Origin of the sequence: uncultured Sneathiella sp. (assembly GCF_963976355.1) — a bacterium.
In the GTDB taxonomy this organism is placed as follows: domain Bacteria; phylum Pseudomonadota; class Alphaproteobacteria; order Sneathiellales; family Sneathiellaceae; genus Sneathiella.
On the sequence record NZ_CAXBKA010000001.1, the window covers coordinates 478,056 to 501,864 of the forward strand.

24 protein-coding genes and 1 tRNA gene are annotated in these 23,809 nt (G+C 52.3%); 9 read left to right on the forward strand and 16 right to left on the reverse strand.

The features are described from left to right. Window positions 1–16: 16 nt before the first annotated feature. The gene (locus AAC599_RS02280) at window positions 17–2,818 is read right to left on the reverse strand and encodes a [protein-PII] uridylyltransferase (protein WP_340148781.1); all 2,802 of its coding nucleotides are present in this window, start codon (window positions 2,816–2,818) and stop codon (window positions 17–19) included. 152 nt (window positions 2,819–2,970) lie between these two features. Between AAC599_RS02280 and AAC599_RS02285 the strand changes: the two genes are divergently transcribed. Both AAC599_RS02285 and AAC599_RS02290 read left to right on the forward strand, forming a co-directional pair. Next, a complete protein-coding gene (locus AAC599_RS02285) occupies window positions 2,971–3,393 on the forward strand; it encodes a DUF1801 domain-containing protein (protein WP_340148782.1) in 423 nt (140 codons plus the stop codon). Between the two features lie 3 nt (window positions 3,394–3,396). Continuing rightward, entirely contained in the window at window positions 3,397–4,023 is a 627-nt protein-coding gene (locus AAC599_RS02290) for a LysE family transporter (protein WP_340148783.1), read from the forward strand. A gap of 11 nt (window positions 4,024–4,034) precedes the next feature. Here the strand turns inward: AAC599_RS02290 and AAC599_RS02295 are convergent, their stop codons facing one another. Together AAC599_RS02295 and mutS are read right to left on the reverse strand one after the other, a co-directional pair. Next, complete coding sequence (locus AAC599_RS02295; RefSeq protein ID WP_340148784.1) at window positions 4,035–4,805, reverse strand: SDR family oxidoreductase; 771 nt, start codon at window positions 4,803–4,805, stop codon at window positions 4,035–4,037. Between the two features lie 49 nt (window positions 4,806–4,854). Beyond that, on the reverse strand, window positions 4,855–7,506 hold the full coding sequence (mutS, locus tag AAC599_RS02300) for a DNA mismatch repair protein MutS (protein WP_340148785.1): 2,652 nt from the start codon (window positions 7,504–7,506) through the stop codon (window positions 4,855–4,857). Window positions 7,507–7,654: 148 nt separating this feature from the next. Between mutS and AAC599_RS02305 the strand changes: the two genes are divergently transcribed. Next, on the forward strand, window positions 7,655–9,922 hold the full coding sequence (locus AAC599_RS02305) for an NADP-dependent malic enzyme (protein WP_340148786.1): 2,268 nt from the start codon (window positions 7,655–7,657) through the stop codon (window positions 9,920–9,922). 15 nt (window positions 9,923–9,937) lie between these two features. On the opposite strand, the gene AAC599_RS02310 is transcribed toward AAC599_RS02305, so the two are convergent. From AAC599_RS02310 to AAC599_RS02320, 3 genes are all read right to left on the reverse strand, one after another. Continuing rightward, the gene (locus AAC599_RS02310) at window positions 9,938–10,714 is read right to left on the reverse strand and encodes an ABC transporter permease (RefSeq protein ID WP_340148787.1); all 777 of its coding nucleotides are present in this window, start codon (window positions 10,712–10,714) and stop codon (window positions 9,938–9,940) included. A gap of 5 nt (window positions 10,715–10,719) precedes the next feature. Continuing rightward, a complete protein-coding gene (locus AAC599_RS02315; protein ID WP_340148788.1) occupies window positions 10,720–11,622 on the reverse strand; it encodes an ATP-binding cassette domain-containing protein in 903 nt (300 codons plus the stop codon). A gap of 107 nt (window positions 11,623–11,729) precedes the next feature. Further along, complete coding sequence (locus AAC599_RS02320) at window positions 11,730–12,269, reverse strand: hypothetical protein (RefSeq protein WP_340148789.1); 540 nt, start codon at window positions 12,267–12,269, stop codon at window positions 11,730–11,732. A gap of 157 nt (window positions 12,270–12,426) precedes the next feature. Between AAC599_RS02320 and nthA the strand changes: the two genes are divergently transcribed. The 4 genes from nthA to AAC599_RS02340 all read left to right on the forward strand — a co-directional run bounded on the left by nthA (window position 12,427) and on the right by AAC599_RS02340 (window position 14,400). Next, on the forward strand, window positions 12,427–13,038 hold the full coding sequence (gene nthA / locus AAC599_RS02325) for a nitrile hydratase subunit alpha (protein WP_340148790.1): 612 nt from the start codon (window positions 12,427–12,429) through the stop codon (window positions 13,036–13,038). A 9-nt stretch (window positions 13,039–13,047) separates the two neighbouring features. After that, window positions 13,048–13,719 carry a nitrile hydratase subunit beta gene (gene nthB / locus AAC599_RS02330; protein ID WP_340148791.1) on the forward strand — a complete coding sequence of 224 codons (672 nt, stop codon included), beginning with the start codon at window positions 13,048–13,050 and terminating at the stop codon, window positions 13,717–13,719. Continuing rightward, the gene (locus tag AAC599_RS02335) at window positions 13,709–14,071 is read left to right on the forward strand and encodes a nitrile hydratase accessory protein (protein WP_340148792.1); all 363 of its coding nucleotides are present in this window, start codon (window positions 13,709–13,711) and stop codon (window positions 14,069–14,071) included. The genes nthB and AAC599_RS02335 overlap by 11 nt, the downstream gene beginning before the upstream one ends. A gap of 65 nt (window positions 14,072–14,136) precedes the next feature. Continuing rightward, entirely contained in the window at window positions 14,137–14,400 is a 264-nt protein-coding gene (locus AAC599_RS02340) for a hypothetical protein (protein ID WP_340148793.1), read from the forward strand. A gap of 13 nt (window positions 14,401–14,413) precedes the next feature. Here the strand turns inward: AAC599_RS02340 and AAC599_RS02345 are convergent, their stop codons facing one another. Continuing rightward, window positions 14,414–15,925, reverse strand: coding sequence for a 3-hydroxyacyl-CoA dehydrogenase (locus tag AAC599_RS02345; RefSeq protein ID WP_340148794.1), 1,512 nt, complete (start codon window positions 15,923–15,925; stop codon window positions 14,414–14,416). A 191-nt stretch (window positions 15,926–16,116) separates the two neighbouring features. On the opposite strand from AAC599_RS02345, the gene AAC599_RS02350 reads away from it, so the two are divergent. Further along, window positions 16,117–16,575, forward strand: a complete 459-nt coding sequence (locus AAC599_RS02350; protein ID WP_340148795.1) for an Hsp20 family protein — start codon at window positions 16,117–16,119, stop codon at window positions 16,573–16,575. 33 nt (window positions 16,576–16,608) lie between these two features. Next, a complete protein-coding gene (locus AAC599_RS02355) occupies window positions 16,609–16,827 on the forward strand; it encodes a hypothetical protein (RefSeq protein WP_340148796.1) in 219 nt (72 codons plus the stop codon). Window positions 16,828–16,965: 138 nt separating this feature from the next. On the opposite strand, the gene ptsN is transcribed toward AAC599_RS02355, so the two are convergent. The 9 genes from ptsN to AAC599_RS02400 form a co-directional block, all read right to left on the reverse strand. Beyond that, window positions 16,966–17,430 carry a PTS IIA-like nitrogen regulatory protein PtsN gene (gene ptsN / locus AAC599_RS02360; protein ID WP_340148797.1) on the reverse strand — a complete coding sequence of 155 codons (465 nt, stop codon included), beginning with the start codon at window positions 17,428–17,430 and terminating at the stop codon, window positions 16,966–16,968. A 44-nt stretch (window positions 17,431–17,474) separates the two neighbouring features. Continuing rightward, window positions 17,475–18,077 carry a ribosome-associated translation inhibitor RaiA gene (gene raiA / locus AAC599_RS02365; protein ID WP_340148798.1) on the reverse strand — a complete coding sequence of 201 codons (603 nt, stop codon included), beginning with the start codon at window positions 18,075–18,077 and terminating at the stop codon, window positions 17,475–17,477. Window positions 18,078–18,236: 159 nt separating this feature from the next. Beyond that, complete coding sequence (rpoN, locus tag AAC599_RS02370) at window positions 18,237–19,784, reverse strand: RNA polymerase factor sigma-54 (RefSeq protein ID WP_340148799.1); 1,548 nt, start codon at window positions 19,782–19,784, stop codon at window positions 18,237–18,239. 33 nt (window positions 19,785–19,817) lie between these two features. Next, window positions 19,818–20,591 carry an LPS export ABC transporter ATP-binding protein gene (gene lptB, locus AAC599_RS02375; protein ID WP_340148800.1) on the reverse strand — a complete coding sequence of 258 codons (774 nt, stop codon included), beginning with the start codon at window positions 20,589–20,591 and terminating at the stop codon, window positions 19,818–19,820. A gap of 14 nt (window positions 20,592–20,605) precedes the next feature. Then, entirely contained in the window at window positions 20,606–21,097 is a 492-nt protein-coding gene (lptA, locus tag AAC599_RS02380; protein ID WP_340148801.1) for a lipopolysaccharide transport periplasmic protein LptA, read from the reverse strand. A gap of 89 nt (window positions 21,098–21,186) precedes the next feature. Then, window positions 21,187–21,864, reverse strand: a complete 678-nt coding sequence (gene lptC / locus AAC599_RS02385; RefSeq protein ID WP_340148802.1) for an LPS export ABC transporter periplasmic protein LptC — start codon at window positions 21,862–21,864, stop codon at window positions 21,187–21,189. A gap of 4 nt (window positions 21,865–21,868) precedes the next feature. Next, window positions 21,869–22,870: a KpsF/GutQ family sugar-phosphate isomerase gene (locus AAC599_RS02390; protein ID WP_340148803.1), complete on the reverse strand. Its 1,002-nt coding sequence runs from the start codon at window positions 22,868–22,870 to the stop codon at window positions 21,869–21,871. Between the two features lie 131 nt (window positions 22,871–23,001). Then, window positions 23,002–23,616 (reverse strand): ribonuclease H-like domain-containing protein, encoded by a 615-nt coding sequence (locus AAC599_RS02395; protein ID WP_340148804.1) that lies wholly within the window; start codon window positions 23,614–23,616, stop codon window positions 23,002–23,004. A gap of 69 nt (window positions 23,617–23,685) precedes the next feature. Then, window positions 23,686–23,772, reverse strand: a tRNA-Leu gene (locus tag AAC599_RS02400). Window positions 23,773–23,809: the final 37 nt, after the last annotated feature.

Genomic DNA, 23,809 nt, shown 5'->3' on the forward strand with positions numbered 1-23,809 from the left:
TACCATAGCTAAGCCGCTACTGCCCATCAGCTTCCGCCGTTTGCTGTTTTTTTGACTTGGCTGCTTTTCTTTTCGGGGCCATGTCTTCCGAAAGTGCGACCAGTAATTTCTTTTCGATATTGGCAAGCTTGACCTTGTTGGTAATTTTCAGGCCAAAGCTGTCTTTCACATAGAAGACGTCAACCGCCCGCTCGCCATACGTCGCGATATGGGCAGAGGAGATAGAGAGGGACAAGTTGAACAGCGTCCGTGTCAGATTTGCAAGAAGGCCCGGACGGTCGCGACCTCTGACTTCGATCACTGTGTGGGTGTTTGATGCCTTGTTGTCCAGGATAACACTAGGCTGAACGGTGAAAACCTCCGTGCGGCTTGGCAGGCTTGATTCCCGGCGATCGACAATTTCCAGATGCGGCTTGCGAACACCTTGTAATGTATCTTCTATGGCCTGACGCAGCTTTTTCATCCGGCCGCGCTGGTCATAGGCCTGACCCTCGGAATCCTGGATATAAAAGGTATCCAGCGCCATGCCATCCGTTGTCGTATGAATTTTCGCATCGACAATATTGGCGCCGCTCACCGACATGGCGCCGGTAATGCGGGAAAATAATCCCGGATGATCGGCCGTATAGACGATCACCTCAGTAATTGCACGGAAGGGATCGCTTTTCGCTTCAACGGTAAAAAGCGATCCATCCTTATCTGCGGCTCGCATCAGTTCTGCGTGCACCACACGGTCTTCGTTGCTGGTTGCGATCCAGTAGGACTGGTAGAAACGCCCGATATGGCGTTCGACATCGTTCTTTTTCCATCCCGTCAGTTGTTCCCGCAATTCATTCTGACAATGCTTCGCCCGTTCGGTCCGCCCCTCAGATACATGGCCGCCAGTAAGGGCATTTTCGGCTACATAATAGAGTTCGCGAAGCAGCTGACCTTTCCAGCCATTCCAGACATTTGGGCCGACGGCCCGGATGTCGGCAACGGTTAGCACGAGCAGTAGTCTTAGCCGCTCGGGGCTCTGAACGATTTCCACAAAATCTTCAACGGTTTTGGGATCTGAAATATCACGCTTGAACGCAAAGCCACTGAAAGTAAGATGATATCGGACCAGCCAGGCAACCGTCTCGGTTTCGGAAGGGGAAAGTCCGAGACGAGGACAGAGTTTTTCGGCTACCTCGGCCCCTAAAATCGAATGATCGCCGCCGCGACCCTTGGCGATGTCATGAATTAGAACGGCACAATATAGAACATTTCGCGAGACGATTTTGGGCATGATCTTGTGAGAGAGCGGATGGTCTTCCGCGAGGGCGCCGGCCTCGATCTGCGAAATAATCCCGATGGCCCGGATTGTATGCTCATCCACCGTATAGACATGATACATGTCATGTTGCATCTGGGCGACGACGCGTCCGAAATCGGGAATGAAGCGGCCAAAAACGCCAGCCTCATTCAATCGTCGCAAGGTCGTTTCCGGGTCCTTACGGCTTGTCATCATTTCAAGGAAAAGCTCATTTGCCTTCAGGTCGCTGCGAAGGCTTCGGTTGACCAGTCTCAAATCCTGCCGGATCAGCCGCAGCGCGTTCGGATGTACGTCCAGACCCTTTTCCTGAGCCAGATGGAACATTTCCAGCATCTTGATCGGATCTTTTTTGAAATCGTCATCATCGCTTACATTGATGCGGCCGCTTTCAACAATATATCCCTTCAGCTTTCGTTTCCCGAGACCCAGGCGTGGAATTGGCAGGCGGCTCATCTTCTGCTGCTCGGCTTCAAGGCTGGCGCAGAAAATCCGGGTCAAATCACCGACATCCTTGGCGACAAGGAAATAATGCTTCATGAACCGTTCGACGCCTTTGGTTCCCGCATGATCTTTATATTGCAGGCGTTTCGCGAGCTCAGGCTGAACATCGAAGGTGATTCGCTCTTCGGGGCGGCGCGTCAGGTAATGCAAATGACAACGGACAGAGCGGAGAAAGTTGGACGCCTTCGTGAATTTTCTCCGCTCCTTTTCCGTGAAAACCCCAAGCTCGACCAGTTTAGAGATATCCGTCGTGCCATGCAGGAATTTTGCGATCCAGAACAGGGTCTGCAGGTCACGGAGGCCGCCCTTGCCTTCCTTTATGTTCGGCTCCACCACATAGCGCGAGTTGCCGAACCGTTCGTGGCGCTCCTTGCGCTCTTCAAGCTTGGCATCAATGAAATCACGGCTATGTCCGGCAACGACCTCCTTCATATATTTGCGATACATCTCCTTGAACATTTCCTGATCGCCCCAAAGATATCGGGCTTCCAGAATCGCGGTCTGAATGGTGGTGTCCTTTTTTGCGAGGCGGATACATTCATTAACGTTGCGAGTCGAATGACCAACTTTCAGCCCAAGATCCCAGAGCATATAGAGTACGAATTCGATCACCTGTTCACACCAGGAGGTCTGCTTATAGGGAAAGAGGAACAGGAGGTCGACATCTGAATAGGGCGCAAGCTCGCCGCGGCCATAACCACCGACAGCGACGAGGGAGAGCTTCTCCTCCGGCGTCGGGTTGCTCAATGGATAAACATGCTGTGTGGCGATATCGAAGATGGACCGGATGATCTGGTCAACCAGAAAACATTGAGCGTACATCATTGCGCGCCCCTTGTTTGACTGGAGAAAACGCTTCTCCACCACCTTGTTCCCCGCATCCAGATTTTTCTTTAGTAATTTCAAAGTGTCACGCCGGAACTCGAAACTGCTCGGGGCATGGCGTTCGGCAATTTCCGAGATCGCCAGAACAAGGGCCCGGCGGTTTATAATCTCTTTCCGATTTGGAATCTTTTCCATTTCACATCCGATTAGCTGGCCCGGCATGTTTTTTCACACGCGGCCTTTTTCCTTATTTGAGTTGCTGTTTAGCAAAAAACAGTCGCAAAAGCCTTAATTATCTAAGTTTTTGTTATAAGATAGCTTGAGATTTTGCGATGAGGGCAACTGTAATGAAGCAATTTGAGTTTGATGATCTGTCAGTTGCCGCAGTCTATAAATCTTATCCAGGGCCCGTCAGGGCTCGGCTTTTGGCCCTCCGGCAGCTAATTTTCGAATTAGCGGAACGCCTCGACGGGGTCGAAATTTCCGAAACATTGAAATGGGGCGTCCCAAGCTATCAGTCAAGCACTAAAACCGGGACGCCAATCCGTCTTGCTTCGGCAAAGGAAGCGGATAGCTATGGCCTATATGTTCATTGTCAGACTTCGTTGATCGATGATTTCAAAAAATCCCATCCTGATGCCTTCCGATATAGCGGAACGCGCGCCCTTCTCTTTGCGCTGGATGATAAACTGCCGGAAAAAGAGTTGGAAGAATTTATCCTGGCGGCGCTGACCTATCATCAGCGTAAATCGCATGCCCTGAAGGCCTGATACATGTTTCTGTGGGAGTTTATTGACGGCGCCTTGATCGGGGCCGCGCTCATTATCGCCATTGGCGCGCAAAATCTTTTTGTTCTGCGTCAGGGAATGGCCCGGGATCAGGTTTTCATTATCTGCCTTCTCTCGGCCTGCATTGACGCCTTTTTGATATTGCTTGGAGCCCTGGGGCTTGGCTCCGCCATTGCCGCCTTTCCATGGCTGGTTCCTTGGGCTAGCTGGGGCGGCGCGCTATTTCTGATTGCCTTTGCATTGATGTCTTTGCGCCGGGCCATATGGCCACCAGTAAAGCTGGCGAAGGAAAGCGAAGCTGTGACGTCATCAAAGCGCAAGGCCATTCTGCTGACGCTCGCATTTGGCTTTCTCAATCCACATGTTTATCTCGATACCGTTATTCTTCTGGGAGGGATCGCAGCGGGATATGAGTTTATCCCAAGGATTTATTTCGTTTCTGGGGCTATTACAGCGTCATTCGCCTGGTTTTTCAGTTTAGGATATGGCGCGCGCAGCCTTGCACCTTTGATGAGAACTCGTAATGGGACCCGCGTTCTGGATTTGAGTGTGGCAGGCATCATGCTCATTGTTGCTGCCAACTTGATAATCGACCGGTTGGCAGCAGCGTGATTGCATCTTTGTCAGGCGATCGTCTGTCCGCCGTCGATCACCAAAGTCTGCCCTGTCAGGAATGTCCCTGCATCGGATGCCATATAGATTGCAGCACCGGCAATTTCCTCAGGCTGTCCGATCCGCTGTAGCGGTGCCCGCGAGGTTGCCCTTTTCAGGATATCCGGGTTTTCCCAGAGCGCCCGCGCAAACTCCGTTTGTATCAGGCCTGGCGCGATGGCATTGACGCGGATATTGTCGGCTCCATGTTCCACAGCAAGGTTCCGGACAAGCTGCATATCGGCGGCCTTTGAGATGCTGTAAGCACCGAGGACTGATGATCCTCGAATACCGCCAATTGATGAGACAATGATAATTGCCCCGTCCTTGCGTGCCTTCATTTCCGGCAGCACCATATTGCAGAGCCAGTGGTTCGACTTGATATTTGCCGACATGATTTTGTCAAACGCATCATCCGGGATGTCCGTAGATGGTCCGAAATAAGGGTTTAATGCCGCATTACATACAAGGATATGGATATCGCCGAAGATCTTGTGGGTCTCATCCACCAGGTTCTGCAATGACTCCTTGGAGTTAATGTTGCACGGGATGGAAACAGCCTTGCCACTGCTTCCTTCAGGCAGGCTTGCATTGATTTCCGCGGCCACCTCCTCACAGATGTCCGGTTTGCGGCTGGAAATCGTAACCTTGGCGCCCGCCAATGCCATCTGGTGGGCGATCGCTTTACCGATACCCTTGCTGGATCCTGTAATGACAGCCGTTTTCCCTGATAGATCAAACATGAAATGTCTCCTGTTATTGTTGTTATTTCATTGCATCTTAGAATCGAAGTTAAAGATCAGTATATCCTTTGTTAATACCAGATGCATCCTTATCCATTAATTCCTTGAGTTTATATATGAGTGAAAGTGCATCACGAGGGGATAGCTCATCGGCGTTGATTGTCGCTACCCGTTCTTCAATTTCTGACGGTGCCTTTCGCTTTTCGCTCTCCTTTGTTTCCTGGATGACAGTCGCAAAAAGCGGCAGGTCATTGGCGAGCCGGGTCGCAGCGGACCCCTGATCCTTCTCCTCAAGTGCTTTCAAAACGGATTCTGCACGGTGAATAACGGCCTTTGGCAGACCCGCCAGTTTTGCGACCTGAATTCCGTAAGATCGGTCGGCCGAACCTTCGGCAACTTCATGAAGGAAGATGACGTCTCCCTTCCATTCGCGAACCCGCATGCTGTGATTTTGAAGGGCGGGCAGCTTTCCGGCGAGCGCCGTCAACTCATGATAATGTGTCGCGAAAAGTGCCCGGCACTGATTGGCTTCATGAAGGTTTTCGACTGTTGCCCATGCGATGGAGAGGCCATCAAAAGTTGCTGTTCCGCGCCCGATCTCATCGAGGATGACAAGGGAGCGGGGGCCCGCCTGATTAAGAATCGCCGCCGTTTCGACCATTTCGACCATGAAAGTCGAGCGGCCGCGCGCGAGATCATCAGCGGCGCCCACACGGCTGAACAGACGATCTACTATTCCAATATGCGCTTTTTCTGCGGGGACAAATGCGCCGATCTGGGCCAGAATGGTAATCAGGGCATTTTGACGGAGGAACGTGCTCTTGCCGGCCATATTCGGGCCGGTGAGCAACCAAAGCCGCTGTCCTTCATTCAGGCAGCAGTCATTGGCGACGAAATCTGCCTCCGCATCAGCTTTAAGGGCCGTTTCGACAACAGGGTGGCGACCCGCTGTAATCTCGAAACTGAGACTGTCATCGACAACGGGGCGGCAATAGGATTGCTCGACTGCCAGCTCCGCATGGCTGGCGGCAACGTCGATTTCCGCAATGGCGCTTGCGGCAGAAAGAATAGCCGCTCCTGTTTCTTTAACCTTCGCAACCAGTTCGTCGAATAGCGTCAATTCCAACGCAAGCGCCCGGTCGGCCGCACGGGAAATCTTGTCTTCCAACTCACCGAGAGCAACGGTCGAATATCGCACGGCATTGGCCATTGTCTGCCGATGGATAAAGTCTTCAGTCATTTTCTCGACGAATCGCGGGGTGATCTCGATAAAATAACCCAGGACATTATTGTGCTTTATCTTGAGCGAAGGGATATTCACTTCTTTTGCATAAGTAGCCTGCAAGTTGGCAATATGGCGTCGGCTCTCGTCGCGTAGGGTGCGAAATTCATCAAGGTCGGCGCGAAAGCCGCGGGCAATAAACCCTCCGTCGCGCGCCAGAAACGGCACATCGGGAGCAAGGGCCGCTCTCAAGGTCTCCACCAGTTCCGCATGATATCCCAGCTGCTCGCTTGCGGCAGTCAGTGCCTCAGGCAAGGTGTCGAGGTTTTTTCGCGTTAGAGCATCCCGGATATTGGCGGTTTCCCCGAGCCCGTCCCGGATCAAGACAAGGTCTCGCGGCCCGCCACGCCCTAACACCAAACGCGACAAAGCTCTTTCTGTGTCGGGGCATCGCCGTAAAATATCGCGAAGCCGCCCCCGACGCTCATGATCTCCGACGAAATAGCTGACCATGTCCAGACGTTTTAATATTTTGTCCGGTTGTGTAAGAGGGCTTGAAATATCCGCAGCCAGACGCCGCCCACCCCCTCCTGTCACGGTCCGATCAATGGTTGCCAGCAGGCTGCCGCTTCTTTCCCCGCTCATGGTGCGCGTCAATTCAAGGTTCCGCCGCGTTGCAGCATCAATCGACATAACATCATTCGTCGCCACCTGAACCGGCGGCTTGATCAGAGGGAATTTTCCTTTTTGCGTAAGTTCCACATAATCGACGAGGGCGCCGGCCGCGGCCAGTTCTGCGCGGCTGAAGGCGCCAAACGCATCGAGGGTGGCCACATCAAAGAGCTTTTCTAAACGTTTCTCACCATTCTGGCTGTCGAAACGAACGGAAGGAAGCGGTGTCAGGGCCTTGTCCCATTCAGATGCCAGTTCGGCAATTTCTGTATCCTCCAGCCATTTTTCGGAAATAAGTATTTCCCCCGGCTGAAGGCGGGACAGATTAGCACCGAAGTCTTCCGGGCAGGTTGCCGTAGCAAAAAACTCACCTGTTGAGATATCCAGCCATGCCATTGCATGATCCTTGCCGACGCGCGCCATTGCCAGGAGAAAGTTATGGCTGCACGCGTCCAGCAGGTTATCTTCGGTTATCGTTCCGGGCGTCACCAGCCGCACAACTTCACGCGCGACGACCGCCTTGTATCCTCTTTTCTTTGCTTCCGCGGGACTTTCAGTTTGTTCCGCAACCGCTACACGGTGTCCTTTGCGGATGAGCTTTTGCAAATACCCGTCTGCTGAATGAACCGGCACGCCGCACATCGGGATATCCTCTCCCGCGTGCTTTCCCCGCTTTGTGAGCGCAATATCAAGTGACGCTGCAGCTATCTCCGCGTCCTGGAAAAACAGCTCGTAAAAATCACCCATCCTGTAAAAAAGCAGGCTGTCGGGATGCTCTTCCTTGATGGCCAGATATTGCGCCATCATGGGAGTTGCCGATTTATTCAGTTGCGACTTGGTTTTGACTAGGGTAGGCATGAGGGAAAACTACCATAGCAGGCTATTTTTCCAACTGCTTTGTCAGAAATTTTTACGATTTATCTAGAGCACAGAATTAGGACAGGAACGCGGGTCGATGAGTGATAAACCGGATTTCAGCCAGTATGAAGAAGCCTTGCGATATCATGCGCAGGGCAAGCCCGGAAAACTTGAAATCGTGGCAACGAAAGCGGTCGCAACACAACGTGATTTATCGCTTGCTTATTCTCCCGGTGTGGCGGGCCCTTGTCTCGTCATCGCGGATGATCCGGAGCGGGTTTATGATTACACCACGAAGGGAAATCGTGTTGCTGTGATTTCTAACGGAACGGCCGTGTTGGGTCTTGGAAACCTCGGTGCATTGGGATCGAAGCCGGTAATGGAGGGAAAGGCCGTTCTATTCAAGCGGTTCGCTGATATCGACTGCTTTGACCTGGAGCTAGATAGTGAAGATGTCGATGAACTCGTGAATTGTATCCGCCTTATGGGGCCGAGTTTTGGGGGCATAAACCTAGAGGACATCAAGGCACCGGAATGTTTTATCATTGAGCAGCGCCTGCGCGAAATCATGGACATTCCGGTTTTTCACGATGACCAGCATGGCACCGCCATTATTTGCGCTGCAGGGATCATCAATGCGCTGGATCTGACAGGGCGTAACCTGAAAGATGCAAAGGTTGTGGTGAATGGCGCAGGGGCGGCGGCTATCGCTTGTCTGGAACTGATCAAGGCAATGGGACTCCCGCATGAAAACGCGACCTTGTGCGACACGAAAGGTGTCATATATCAAGGCCGCGAAGAAGGGATGAACCAGTGGAAGTCTGCGCATGCGGTGGCGACGGACGCGCGAACCCTTGAAGAGGCCATGATCGGTTCGGATATATTCCTTGGCTTGTCTGTGAAAGGGGCCGTCAGTAAGGAGATGGTCAAATCAATGGCGGATAAACCCATTATCTTCGCGATGGCGAACCCGGATCCAGAAATCAGACCGGAAGAAATCGCGGAAGTGCGAAAAGATGCGATCGTGGCGACGGGCCGGTCTGATTTTCCGAATCAGGTTAATAATGTCCTCGGCTTTCCGTATATATTCCGAGGCGCCCTCGATGTGCGGGCGACAACCATCAACGAGGAGATGAAAATCGCTGCGGCGGAAGCCCTCGCAGAACTGGCGCGTGAGGATGTGCCGGATGAAGTAGCGGCCGCCTATAAGGGCAAGCGTCCGATCTATGGGCCGGATTACATCATTCCTGTGCCGTTCGATCCGCGCCTGATAAGTCATGTGCCGACGGCAGTTGCCAAGGCCGCCATGGATAGCGGCGTAGCCCGACGGCCCATCATTGATGAACTTGGTTACCGGAATGAACTTCGGGCTCGCCTTGATCCGACAGCGGGCTCTCTGCAGCTTATTCTGGACGAGGTGCGCACTGCGCCGCGCCGTGTCGTGTTCGCTGAAGGGGAAGAAGAAAAGGTCATTCGGGCGGCTGTCGAGTTCCAGAAGGCAGGTTACGGGATACCGATTCTGCTTGGCCGGGAGAGCGAAGTTAGGAAAATCATGGCTGAAATCGGTATTGATGGTTCGGAAAATATCGAGATTTATAACGCCAGCGAGATGGAACATCGGGAAAAGTACTACAGTTTCCTGTATGAGCGGCTGCAACGGGAAGGCTACCTGTTCCGCGATTGCGCTCGTCTTGTCAATCGGGACCGGAATATTTTCGCGTCCTGCATGGTCGCGATGGGTGATGCGGACGCCGTGCTCACGGGTGTCACCCGTCGATTCTCTGTGGCGTTCAAGGAAATTCAGAAGGTCATCGATCCAAAACCGAACCAGCGTGTTATTGGAGTGTCGGTCATTGTCGGACGGGATCGCACAGTCTTTATGGCGGATACGACGGTGACGACCCTGCCAACGGCGGAAGAGCTGGTTTCAATCTCGAAGGAAGCGGCGGAAGTTGCCCGTCGTCTGGGGCATGAGCCACGTGTTGCCCTGTTATCCTATTCGAATTTCGGCAATCCGAAACATTACACCGCCGATAGTATTCGGGATGCGGTGGAGTTGCTGGATAAGGAAGAGCTCGACTTTGAATATGAAGGGGATATTTCGGCAGACGTTGCGCTTGACCCCGAGCTGATGGCGAGCTTCTATCCTTTCTGTCGTCTCTCCGGTCCGGCTAACGTGCTCGTCATGCCGGGCTTGCACTCTGCAAACATCGCCTCGAAGCTGATGCCGGTCCTCGGCGAGAGTAAAGTCATCGGTCCGCTTCTCGTCGGGCTGTCGAAGCCTGTCCAGATTGTGCCGATTGGCGCGACTGTTTCCGATCTTGTGAATATGGCGGCGCTTGCGGCCCATGAAGCCGGGCAATAAGCCTGGCCTCAAATCTCAGTCATAAAGCCGCTGCCGCAGTTTGCGATGGGCGATGACGAACGCTGCGGCGCTGAACACCACTATATAAACCGTATGCAACGCAATGAGAGCCGGGTCGATCGCCGTTCCGGCGATAAGCGGTCGTATGGCGGCGACCAGATGTGTCATCGGAAAGAACCAGGCGAAATACTGAACTGCGTCGGGGAAGCGGGATATTTCGAAGAAAACGCCACAGAATACAAACATGGGTGTTACCCAGAATGTAAAGAAATATGCGAAGAATTCATATCCCTTTGCATAGGCCGTTGCCACCAGTCCGGTACAGGCAAAGCAAACAGAGCCCAGGAAAACGATCGGCAAGGTTATCAGCGGTTCAAATATCACGGGAACACCGCCCCACATCCAGCCGACAATCAGAACGCAGACGGCAGAAAACAGGGCCTTTATCGAGGCCCAGAGAATTTCCCCCATCATCAATTCCGCAAGCGTGACAGGGGTCGAAAGAATGGCGTCCCAGTTCTTTTGCAGGAAATAGCGGGTAAAGGCACCGATTGACGTTTCAAAACTTGCGGCAAAGGCCGCAGAATAACCGACCATGCCGGCAACGACGAATGTCATATAGCTCATGCCCGCCATGGTATCGATGAAGGATCCCATGCCGAACCCGAAGGCAAAGAGGAACAGGATAGGGTTTGCAACGTTGGATACGAGGGCAGAGCCCAGCAGCTTTCGAAAGACACGATACTGCCGGTCGTAGACTGCGTGAATATAGGGAAGTTCAGGCATTTGCATCGGTATCAATTCTCTCTTAACTGCCGCCCGGTCAGGCGCAGGAATACATCTTCCAGATTGGCAGGGCGATGGAGATAAATCGCATCTTCCGGTAAATCGGCAATAAATTCTGCGGTGTCTTCGACGAAATACAGCACGGAATCGCCTATATCCTCCTGATCCCAGCGATCGGCGGAGGAGCCCGGAACATGCGGTTTCTGAACTTCGAACACGAAGCCCTTTACCCGGCGGGCAATCAGCTCTTCCGGTGTCCCATGATCGAGAATTCTACCACCGTCGATGATAACGATCTGATCGCAAAGCCGCTGTGCTTCATCCATGTAGTGTGTCGTCAGTAGCAATGTCCGCCCGTCTTTCTTGAGTTCCAGCAATTGCTTCCAGATAAGAACGCGCGCCTGAGGATCGAGACCCGTTGTCGGTTCATCGAGGATAACCATTTCAGGGTCGCCGATCAGCGCCCGCGCGATGGTCAAGCGGCGCTTCATGCCGCCCGAAAGGGCATTGACCGGGGCATGCTGCTTGTCGATGAGTTGCATGAATTCCAGAAGCTTTTTGGCACGCTCTTCAATCACATTCCGGGGCAGAGCAAAATAGCGGCCGAAAGCATATAAATTTTCAAGGACCGTGATATCCGGATCGAGATTGCTTTCCTGAGGTACAAGGCCGATTTTGGCCTTTACGTCCCGTGCCATTCCGCTTGCAGGTTTGCCAAAGACAGTGAGCGTACCGCCGGTTACCTCTGACAGCCCCATGATCATCCGCATGGTTGTTGATTTTCCCGCTCCGTTTGGACCGAGAAGGCCAAAACACTGTCCGGCGGGAACCGAGAAGTCGATGCCCTTGACGACTTCCAGTGCGCCATATTTTTTGATCAGGTTGGTGGCGGTGATGACAGATGAATTTTCCATATGGCTCTTTCGCGTCGAAATGAGTGGCCAAGGAAAATATTTCTCGCCCACGCAAACAGAGCAGGAGATTATGGAGTTTGCCGCCGAAGCGCAAGACCAGACGTTTTTTAGTGGATGCCGAGCCCGAGCACGGTACGGTTTACATAGGAAAAATAGGCAACGGCCTGATTGATTTCGAGAATTTCGCCATCTTCCAGACCGGTATTGCGTAGTTCTTCTATCATACTGACGGAGATTTTATCGGGGCGGGCTGTCAGTAGGTTGGCATATAACATCATGGCGAGGTCTGCACCGGCAAACACGCGCTCCGGCTCGCCCGCTTCCAGGGCAGCGCGGAGGCGGGCGGCGTCCTCCTCGACCTCAAGCAGGCCTTCCAGTGTCGCGAAATAATATTCGACGCAATAATCGCATCCATTCAGCAAGCTGACATAAATGCCGATTGCGTCCAGTTTCCATTTCGCCAGTGCGTTTTCGCTGTTGTTCAGGACATGCTCCCGCAAGTCCAGATGCCCTTCCATTAGATGCGGCCGCAAGGAATGGGCCATAAGAACATTGTCGATATGTCCGTCGGGATCCTTGATCCGGTCATAAAGGTTTTTAAGTGGTCCGTCGGCATCTTCCAACGGAACAGTTTTAATCCAGGTCATTTCATCCCCTCTGGCCTTGCTCCGGGCTGGAACACGATGGTGGCTGACACCAAAGTTTACTTAAATGCTTTTGTACTCCGAATAAATAGAGCCTATATTCGCTGATAGAGCCTTAACGAAGAATTAAGAAAATCCGACAAGTTGCTGGAGACCTAAAATGGCACATGATCATAAGCATGGCGATCCACTACCAGAGACTGTCCTGCGTGTAAAAAGTCTGGAATCCCTGCTGATTGAAAAAGGCTTGGTGGAGGCCGATGCCTTAGATGCCCTTGTTGACCGTTATGAAAACAAGGTGGGCCCAAAGAACGGCGCAAAGGTTGTTGCCCGGGCATGGGTGGATCCTGAATTTAGGAAACGGCTTTTCTCCGATGCGACGTCAGCGGTTGCTGAATTCGGCTTTTCCGGGGCGCAAGGGGAAGAATTGATTGCACTTGAGAATACCGATCGGGTTCATAATGTGGTCGTTTGCACGCTGTGTTCCTGCTATCCATGGCCGGTACTGGGTTTGCCACCAGTCTGGTACAAGTCGGCGCCCTATCGGGCCCGGGTCGTACGTGAACCAAGAAAGGTTCTAGAAGAATTCGGAACGACCCTTCCAGACGATATGGAGGTCCGGGTATGGGACAGTACGGCGGAAACCCGTTATCTCGTCGTGCCGACAAGGCCTTTAGGGTCAGAGCACCTTGATGAAGAGGCGCTGGCGGATCTGGTGAGCAGAGACAGCATGATCGGAACGAAGATGGCGGAAAGCCTGGCAAAGCCCTAGGAGGCTGAGATGGACAGCATACATGACATGGGTGGAATGCATGGTATGGGCCTGGTTGTCGTGGAGGATGCCGAGCCGGTATTTCACGCGGAATGGGAAAAACGGATGTTTGCGATGAACAATGCAATAACCGCGGTCGGTGTCCGGAACCTCGACGAATCCCGCCATGCCCGCGAACGCATGGATCCGGCAAAGTATCTTTCCAGCAGTTATTACGAAATATGGCTTGATGGATTAATTCGCATCCTTACGGAAAAGGGTTTTATCTCAGAGGAAGAACTGTCCGGCGCCGTGGCTCCAAGACCTGTATCACCCCCGCGACCCGCCATGAAAGCCGAAGATGTCGATGCCCTGATGGACAAGGGCGGTAACTATCTGGCGGAAGAAGGGAAGGCGGCCCGGTTTGTTATTGGCGATACCGTGTCGGCGCGGAATATTCACCCGGCAGGTCATACCCGCTTGCCACGTTATGTTCGGGGGCATCAGGGTGTGATCATGGATGATTACGGCCTGCATGTTTTTCCGGATGCGAATGCCCATGGGAAATGCGATCCCCAACACCTCTATAGTGTCCGGTTTGCTTCTACCGAGTTGTGGGGGCCGGAAGACGGAACCAAAGGGGATTATATCTATGTCGACCTCTGGGACGATTATCTTGAGGCAGCCCGTAATGCAGCTTGATCCGGAACTCGCAAAAATAAACATACCGCGCGATGAAGAAGGCCCGGTATTTGAGGAACCTTGGCAGGCGCAGGCGTTTGCGTTGACGGTCAAGCTTCATGAGGCGAAGCAGTTTACCTGGAGTGAATGGGCGGAAATCTTTGGTGCGGAGATTGCCGCGGACACCTCCGCAGGCAATGGGGTCGGAAACACAACCTATTATCTCTGCTGGCTCGCCGCGCTTGAGAAAATCGTTGCACAAAAAGAGCTGCTGACACCGGATCAACTCAAGCGACGGAAAGCCGAATGGCAGGACGCTGCCGACCACACACCGCATGGCCAGCCCATCACACTTGAAAAAACACCCGAATAAGTTTGCTCTTCGGATGTGAAAACCTTATGTCTTCGGGACGTAGCTTTTTAACAAATGGAAATCCAGTGTCTGATAATTTTAACTCTTCCCTGCCCGAAGCCGACGTGAAAGATAAACTCGACAAAGCAGCCGAGATTATTACCAGCCATCTCGATAAAGCCCTGGAGGATTGTATTTCCGCCGGGTTGGAGCGGGATCACTTTACGGCAGCAGTCATTGCGACAATGATGCAGGCGGTTGAGACCAGTCTCGGCGGTAATGCGGCAGGGGCATTGCAGGAAATGGCGCAGATGGCAAAGGACCGCGAAGAGGAAACGCCCGCCCAGTAGGCGGGCGCTAGCCTCAGTCCAGCGTATGAATTGGTAAATCCAGCAATGCCCGACGACGGAGCCATTGACTGGGCCGATAACGGTCTTCTCCGGTAATCGCTTGCAGGTTTTCAAGAATTTTCAGGCAATTGCGATTGCCCATATGTTCCGCAAGCTCTACCGAGCCAAACGGATAATTCAGCCCCAGCTTCATTCCCTTGTCGATATCTTCAGGGCTTGCCACGCCGATCTGGGCCATTTCACAGCCAAGATTGGCGATCATTGCGCGAATACGCTGCGCTACAAACCCTGGATTGTCCTTGATGCGAGTGACTCCACTGGAAACAGCGCTCAGCATTGCCATAACGGACTGAACTATCTCTTCGTTGGCGCCGGGTGCTGCCATAATGGTTGCGCGGGAGACAACGCCCGTGTGTGTGTCAATCGCAACCAGACGCTTCGGATCAACGCCAAGACGAACTGAAACAGCCGTGCAGTCCTCTCCGATCGGATCAGCGAGAATTGGGGACGTGCCATCATCCGATGGCAGTATCTTAACCCCGATCTCGCTCATCAGCTTTTCCAACGCTTCGGACGGCTCAGCGAGAACGACCTGTGTTGCCGCAGTAGCTGAGACTTCTTCCTCTACATCCGGGCGAATGATCGTTCCATCTTCCGAATAGGCATAGAATCCGGCCTTCGTTTTTTTTCCAAGCCGTCCTGCTTCCATCATGCTTTCATGCAAGGGGTAGGTAGACAGACGTTTGTCCTGGAAATAGCCGTTATAGATGATCTGGCTGACCGGAAAATTGACGTCAATACCGGTCAGATCCAGAAGCTCGAACGGGCCCATTCGAAAGCCGCAGGCCTCCCGCATGATCGCATCCACCTGAAATGGCGTTGCAACTCCCTCGGAAACGATCCGCAATGACTCTGTTGAATAGGCGCGTCCGCCAAGATTGACCAGAAAGCCTGGGGCATCTTTAACGACCACGGGAACCCGGCCCATGCGTTTGCCGATGACTTCAAGCGCCTCGGTTACTTCCTTGCTTGTATCCGTGCCGTTGATCACCTCCACCAGCTTCATGAGAGGGACCGGATTAAAGAAGTGCAGTCCGGCGATCCGCTCCCGGTGATTACAGGCGGAAGCAATTGAGGAAATGCGGATGCTGGAGGTATTGGAAGCAATGATCGTGTCCGGTCGGACAATTTCTTCCAGCTGCTGGAATACTTTCTGTTTGATATCAATGTTTTCGACAATCGCTTCGATGACAAGGTCGCAATCCGCTAGACCATCTATATTCTCTGCAACATGGATTCGGGTGATCGCAGCATCCCCTTCCTCTTTTTCCATGCGGCCTTTTTCCATAGAGCGACTAATCATCGATGTGATGAAATCCTTTGCCGCGCTGGCAGCGCCGTCCGCTGCATCAAAAATATAAACCGGCATTCCGCCCGTTGCGGATACCTGGGCGATACCGCGGCCCATAGCGCCCGCCCCGACGACGCCAATTTTAAAATCCTGCTTTTGTGGATCGATACTCATAGATTTTTCCATTCTTGTTCTTGATTACAGATTCGAGCCACTTATACCCCGCTCACGATATTTGTGAAACCCAACCTTGATGACAGCGTGCACAATCATTACATATTTTATTGATAGTGCCGTTATGGGCTGTCAGAGGTGTCGGATCGGCGCCGATTACAAGCTGTCTCGCTCGTCGGAGGAGGAAGTGTATGCCGCGCGCAACGTCGTTTAATCACCCGCTAATGCTGGGTTTTGATCATTTTGAGCAGATTCTTGACCAGCTCTCCAAATCTTCGAATGAGGGCTACCCTCCCTACAATATCGAGCAGATTGGCGAACGAGAATTGCGAATTACTCTCGCTGTGGCCGGATTTAAGGAAGAAGACCTTCAGATAACACTGGAACAAAACCAACTTATAATCCATGGTAAGCAACAGGAAGAGACGGATCGCGTGTTTCTGCATCGTGGAATAGCAGCCCGTCAGTTCCAGCGTAAATTTGTTCTGGCCGAAGGGCTTGAAATAATGGGCGCGGAAATGGAGAGTGGACTTTTGCATATCGGATTGCAGCTGCCATTTCCAAAAACAGAAAGTCGCCGGATCGAGATAAATACCAGCCGGTCAAAAAAAGAAATCAAGACAATTAATTCGTCTGAATTGATTGACTAGAACGAACACGGGTCGCGTTAAGGAGTTTTGAAAATGCAATATCAGGAATCCACTCTCCGCCATTTAAGTCCTGCGGCGTTTGGCATGCTCGGGTCGATGGATATGGCCTATGTGCGGGCTATCGAAGAAGATGGGGCTGTTAAATATCAAATTTTTGCCGCCAATGGTCAGCAGCTGGGAGAAGAGAAATCTGCCAATGCTGCACTGGTCGTTGCCCGTCAGAATGATTTCGAGGCATTTCTGGTAAATTAGTATTGCCGCCGCCGTTAGGCAGCGCAAATGACGCCTTAGTGAAACAACCCTTCTTTTGAGCGGTGTACCAAAAGAATATTTTCCCCTCTGGGATTGTCCGCTTCTAATGAAACCAATTAGAGCGCATTCAGGAAATGCTTAAGCGGCGGACTGTGCGCTTGGTTCTATGAGGATTGCATAGAGTGCATCGGCGTCATGGCTTCCGCGAAGCTTTTCGCATCGCCCCTTGTCCCGAAGGGTACGGGATACCCGCGCCAAAGCTTTCAAGTGATCAGCGCCCGCCGCTTCCGGAGCCAGCAACAGAAACAGCAGATCAACCGGCAGATTATCCATTGAATCGAAATCGACGCCTGTATTCAGCTTTGCGAAAATTCCATACACACGATTGATGCCGGGAAGTTTTCCATGCGGGATCGCAATGCCTTTACCGATGCCGGTCGTGCCAAGCCGTTCCCTTTCAATAAGGACATCGAGTATGTCCCGTTCGGAACATCCGGTAATAGTAGCGGCGCGGCGCGCCAGTTCCTGCAATGCCTGCTTCTTGCTGGTGGCTTTCAGATCCGCAAAGACTGTCTGCGGCTGAATGAGATCACTGATTTCCATGATACCTGATCTAGTTGGTCGTTATGGGGGCAAAAAGCAAATTTCTATGCAGATTTTTCGGTTTTCGCGACCTTAGGGTCAATCCAGCCTATATTACCGTCAGGACGACGGTACACGACATTCAATTCCTGTGTTCCAGAATTGTGGAACATCATTGCCGGGAGGTTTGCAAGATCCATGCGCATCACTGCTTCGCCAACGGAACAGTCCGGAATATCCGCGCTGCTTTCCGCGATAATCATTGGCTGCCAGTCATCTTGTGCTTCTGTCTCATCTGTATCGGTTTCTGGTTCAGGTGCCAACACATAGCTTTGGGCGGCAAACGCCATTTTGGCCTGATAACGTTCCTTGCCATGATGACTTTTCAGGCGCCGCTTGTAGCGTCGCAACTGTTTTTCGATACGCTCCAATGTTGAATCGAAACTGCTATACGCATCTGTGTGATCCGCAGAGGCCGTAACATCAATACCAGATCCGATATGGACGCTGCACTCGGTATGAAAGTTATGACTGATCCGGCTTAACGTAACTTGTGCATCAATCGCGTTATCAAAATATTTGGAAACGCCGCTTTCCAGACTCTCTTCAATATGCTCGCGAAGGGCATCGCCGACATCAATCTGCTTACCTTTTACAATCACATGCATCTTAATGATCCAATCCTAGAAGTGTGACCAATTTCCGCCAAAAAACAGCGCTCAATTCCATTTGAGGGCGGGACCATAGTTTTTGCGCGTTGTAATGTCAACACACGCTATTAGAAACGAAAAAATGCTGTGCCAGAGGCACCATTTTCTGGACCCCATTTATGAAGCAATCAACTGCTTCTTTAGTCTTCGTCGTTCTACGGAAGACGGAATATTCATAGCATCACGATACTTTGCAACGGTGCGCCGCGCAATATCTATCCCTTGAAGTTTCATCAATTCAACGATTTTATCGTCGGAAAGAATCTTGTTCGGTGCTTCATCGTTCACGAGTTGTTTCAACTTATGACGGACGGATGCTGCGGAGTGAGAATCGCCTCCCGAAGTTGCATTGATGGCGGACGTGAAGAAGTACTTCAGCTCAAAAACCCCGCGGGATGTTGCCAGGTATTTATTGGAGGTGACCCGGCTAACCGTGCTTTCATGCATCGAGATTGCCTCGGCGATGGTTTTGAGATTTAGCGGTCGCAAAAACTCGATGCCCTGGGTAAAAAACATTTCCTGCTCCTCAACCAGTGCAGAGGCTACTTTCAGGATTGTCTGGGCGCGCTGCTCGAGGGATTTAATCAGCCAGTTTGCTGAATTTATGCATTCGGAGAGATATTCTTTTTCCTCTTTGTGTCGGGACTTCGTATTGATGACTGAATAATAACGATTATTGACCAGAACTTTTGGCAGGGTTTCACTGTTCAACTCGACATGCCAGCCACCATCCGGGCGCCGGCGTACGAAAACATCCGGTACTACAGTCTGCGCAACTTCGCCACCGAACTGGAGGCCGGGTTTAGGGTCCAGTTCCTTGATTTCAGCAATCATGTCTGCGAGGTCTTCCTGATCTACCCCACAAATACCAAGGAGTTCCTTGAGGTTTCCCTCCGCGAGCAGATGAAGGTTCTCGAGAAGGGCGGCAATGGCAGGATCGTAACGGTTTTTCTCTTTCAGCTGTAGCGCCAGACAATCCGCCAGATCCAGCGCGAAGACACCTGTCGGTTCCAGTCCGCGTAATGTCTCCAGAACGTTGTTCAGCCGCTCATCTGTGCAGCCTAACGATTCTGCCGCCTCTTCCAAATCGCCAACAAGATAGCCCGTGTCACTTACAAGATCGATCAGATAGGATGCGATGAGCTTGTCCACAGGGGACAAGCCGAGAAGATTAAGCTGGGCCGCAAGATGATCCCGCAGCGATATATCATCGCTCAGCGTATTTTCCAGATTCATATCGGTCCCGGAAAAGGAACTGCTACCACCGGTGCTAGCGGCCAGAAAGCCGGTGCTTGCGGCATCGGCCCCGATCACATCCGATGGATTGTCCAAGGGCGCATCACTGGTATAGATATTGTCGTAATCGGTATCGATAGCGGCGTTTTCGGCGGCTGATAGCGGCGCGTTGTCGGAAATGCTGATTTCCTCCAGCGGGCCTGTGTCGCTTTCCCCCTCGAAATCCGAGCTATCGTCGGACGCGACATAATCATCCTCACCCGGTAAGGAATCATCGCGCTCAAGAAGTGGGTTCTTTTCCAATTCCTGCTCGACATAAGCGGCCAGATCCAGATTAGACATCTGCAACAGCTTGATCGCCTGTTGCAGCTGTGGAGTCATCACAAGCTGCTGGCTTTGTCTTAGATCAAGTCTGGGCGTTAGCGCCATTGTCACTCCTGATCCCTGTCAATCTCCAGCGGTCTAGAGATTGAAGCGATCCCCCAAGTAAACGCGTCTCACTCCTTCGTCGGACACAATCTCCGACGGGATCCCCTCTTTTATGACACGGCCTTCGTTAAGAATATATGCACGATCAATGATATCAAGCGTTTCGCGAACGTTATGTTCCGTGATCAGAACGCCAATACCGCGGTCTTTTAAGTGAGAAACCAGATCCCGTATATCGCCGACAGCGATCGGGTCAATTCCGGCCAAGGGTTCGTCCAGCATTATATAATTGGGCTTTCCGGCTAGTGCGCGAGCGATTTCAACCCGTCGCCGTTCTCCGCCGGACAGAGCGATTGCCGGTGTACGCCGAAGATGCGAGATGGAAAATTCCGCCAGAAGGCTCTCCAGCAGGTTCTCGCGCTTTTCATGTACAGGCTCAATCAGTTCGAGCACAGCACGGATATTCTGTTCGACATTCATGCCACGAAAGATAGAGGCTTCCTGAGGCAGGTAACCGATGCCGAGGCGGGCGCGGCGATACATCGGAAGCTCAGTTACATCGCGGCCATCGAGAATTATCGTGCCGTAGTCCGGGCGTAGCAGGCCGGAGATGATATAGAAGCTGGTGGTCTTGCCTGCGCCATTCGGACCGAGCAGGCCAACCGCTTCTCCCCGGTTAACAGTAATATCGACGCCACGAAGAATTGGCCGTTTTTTGAAGGATTTACCGATATTCTTTGCTTTCAGGCCGCTGTTCTCTGCTACCAGCCGCGGACGCTTATCCATCTCCTGAGTTCCTGTTGTCATAACCGTTCCATACTCTACTCGCCGGCTTTTTTCTCAGGAACAAATATTCCTTTTACACGGCCGTTATTGCCTTCGGTCGCGCCGCCGCCTTCAACCCGGCTCTTGCCTGAGACAAGATCAAGCGTCAAATTATTGCCGCGCAGCACGTTCTGTCCTTGCGTTAATACCACATTTCCCTGCAAATCGATCTGTTTATTCGTAACGTCATAAACGCCCTTGTCTCCTTGCGCGGTCTCACGTGGACTGGACAGGAAAACATCGCCAGTTGCATCGATTTGTCGGATATTGGCCGGGTCACCATTCCCGGATTGATTTTTCTCCGAATAATGAACAACCAATTTGTTTGAGCGCATTCGGATTTCACCTTGAACAACCTGCACGTTTCCCTCGAAGATTGCTTGCTGATTTGCTTGTTGTACTTCAAGGGAGTCGGCTGTGATTTCTATCGGCTGATTGGTGTCAAAGCCGCCACCGCCGGCTACGGACTGCGCAAATGCACCCGACAAACTTCCATATGCCACAAGGCTGAGGACAAAAAGCACGACTGTTATTTTCGAGAGGTGACTGGGCATTCGGGGATTTGTCCGTCGTCCGTTTAGGGGTTGATGATAAGCTTGACGTTACCGTCAAAGCGTATGTTACCAGTTATCTGGTCTGCGACAAGCCTGTCCGCCTCAATAATGCCAAGCGGTCCGTGGCCTTTCAGCGGTTTGTCGCTTCTTATCGTGTTCTTTTTAAGATTCACCGTGGCGGAATCAGCGGTCAGCTGGTTGCCGCTGTCACTGAAGACGTTAATCTCGCCAAAAAGATCGAGAATTCCGGTTTCTGTATCAAGCTCCCCTTCCGGCGCCGAGACTGAAATCCAGTCACCGCTATTCAAGGTGATGTCGGCTTGAAGGTTTTTAAGGGATACCAGCGATGCCGTTGCGGTTTTCTGGGTTGCGGTATCTGCCGTGACCACATAGTTGCGATCGCTTATGTCACTTGCAACATATTGCGGATTCTTCATGGTCAAGCCATCATCGGAAACGGTGACATCCGCATAATCAAGGGTAAACCCCTCGGGCTTATCAAGGTTGGGCAGAATAAACGCGAGACCGACGAGAAGGATTGCGAGCCCGAGAAGGATAAACTTTATAATCGCAACGAAATGGCTGTAGCGTGCGTTGAATTTCGTTTCCGCAAAGCCCGGAGCTCCAATAAAATCCTTTGCCCCGGCGAGAGTTTCGCCGGAAATCTTTTCTTCGGATGTAAGGGCATCGACAGGCTTCATTCTGCTACATCACCCCGCTGCGTAGGCAGTCATGAACGCTGATGATGCCGGTAGCTTTCTTGTTGTCCACGACGAACAGGCAGGTAATCCCGTTAAAACCGGTTGAATTCATCTGCGCCAGAGCCTCGCCTGCCAGGGCATGCGCCGATATCGTCTGTGGATTGCGGGTCATGACATCATTCACAGACTTCTCCAGCAGATCTGCGCCCATGTGGCGCCGCAAGTCCCCGTCCGTAATGATCCCCGCCAGAGATTGACCCTCCGCCAGAATACCGACACAGCCAAAGCTTTTGGCTGAAATTTCTATAAGCGCTTCGCTCATCGGGGTACCTTCCGGGACAAGCGGCATGGCATCGCCCGTATGCATGAGGTCTTCGACCTTGACCAGGGATCCGCCAAGCTTGCCACCTGGATGAAAAACCCGGTACTTCTCCGCATTGAAACCGCGACGGGCGAGAAGGGCAACAGCTAGTGCATCGCCCAACGCCAAGGTGGCGGTTGTCGAGGTTGTTGGCGCGAGGCCCATGGGGCAGGCTTCCGGTACCTCAGGCAGTAGCAATAGGGCATCGGCACGCCGGCCGAGAGTGCTGTTCGCTTTGCCCACGATTGCAATTAGCGGGATATGGAACCGGCGGGTATAAGCAATAATGTCGCTCAGCTCTTTCGTGCCGCCGGAATTGGAAAGACAAAGGACAACATCGTTGTTGGTGATCATACCAAGATCGCCATGGCTGGCTTCAGCAGGATGCACAAATTGAGCGGGTGTGCCCGTGGAGGCGAAGGTGGCAGCGATTTTGTTCCCGATATGACCGCTTTTTCCCATGCCGCTGACGATAACGCGACCTTTTGCGGCAAATATATAGTCGAGTGCCTTCACGAATTCCGCATCGAGGTCACCCTGAAGCTGCAGGAGGGCCTCCGCCTCCACTTTCAGGACTTTCCGGGCGGCAACGATATCCGGGTTTTCGTCAACCCTGGCTGTTACCGCTTCCTTCGAAATTGTCATCGATAAATCCGTTGTCTGCTTGTATTTTCCGTTTCGCTCTATGCTTGGCCTGCATACTGCTGTTAAACTCACTCAATATATAAGAAAATTATGTGTTTTTAACAAGGCAAATGGCCGCTGGCTGCTTTGTATCAGCTATGCGCGAATATGTCCGTGTCCATCCATCCCGACAGATCCAGTTTCGCCCGGACCGGCAAAAATTCGAAACAGCGATGCGCGAGCTCCTGTCGATCTTCCCGTTCCAACATTTCATCCAGGCAATTTTTCAAATCATGCAGATAAAGAACATCCGACGCGGCGTATTCCATCTGTGCGTCCGAAAGTTCCTCAGCGCCCCAGTCGGAGGATTGCTGCTGTTTGGAAATGTCGATGCCAAGCAATTCCTGGCAAAGATTCTTGAGGCCATGCCGGTCAGTATAGGTTCGCACAAGGCGGGAGGCAATTTTCGTGCAATATACCGGTGCGCAGGTCACACCGAGATAATGCTCAATGACCGCAATATCGAAGCGGCCAAAGTGAAACAGCTTGAGCCTGTCGGGGTCGCCGAGTTGACGGACAAGGTTGGGAGCTTCGTACTTTTTGCCGTCGAATTTCACCAGATGGGCGTTGCCGTCGCCGGAAGAAAGCTGGATGAGACAAAGGCGATCCCGATGCGGCAGCAAACCCATGGTTTCACTGTCCACGGCGATGATGGAGCCAAGGTCCACGTCGTCCGGCAGATCACCTTGATGTTGAAAAATTGCCATTCCATCCTCCGATAACGGCTAGCGCGATATGAAGGATAGAGGCATAACCGTAAAAATATGCTGAAGTATTGGTGCCCAGGAGAAGACTCGAACTTCCACTTCCATACAGAAACTAGCACCTGAAGCTAGCGCGTCTACCAATTCCGCCACCTGGGCAACTTATTGTCGCCTCTGATATAAAGCGCGTGATCGG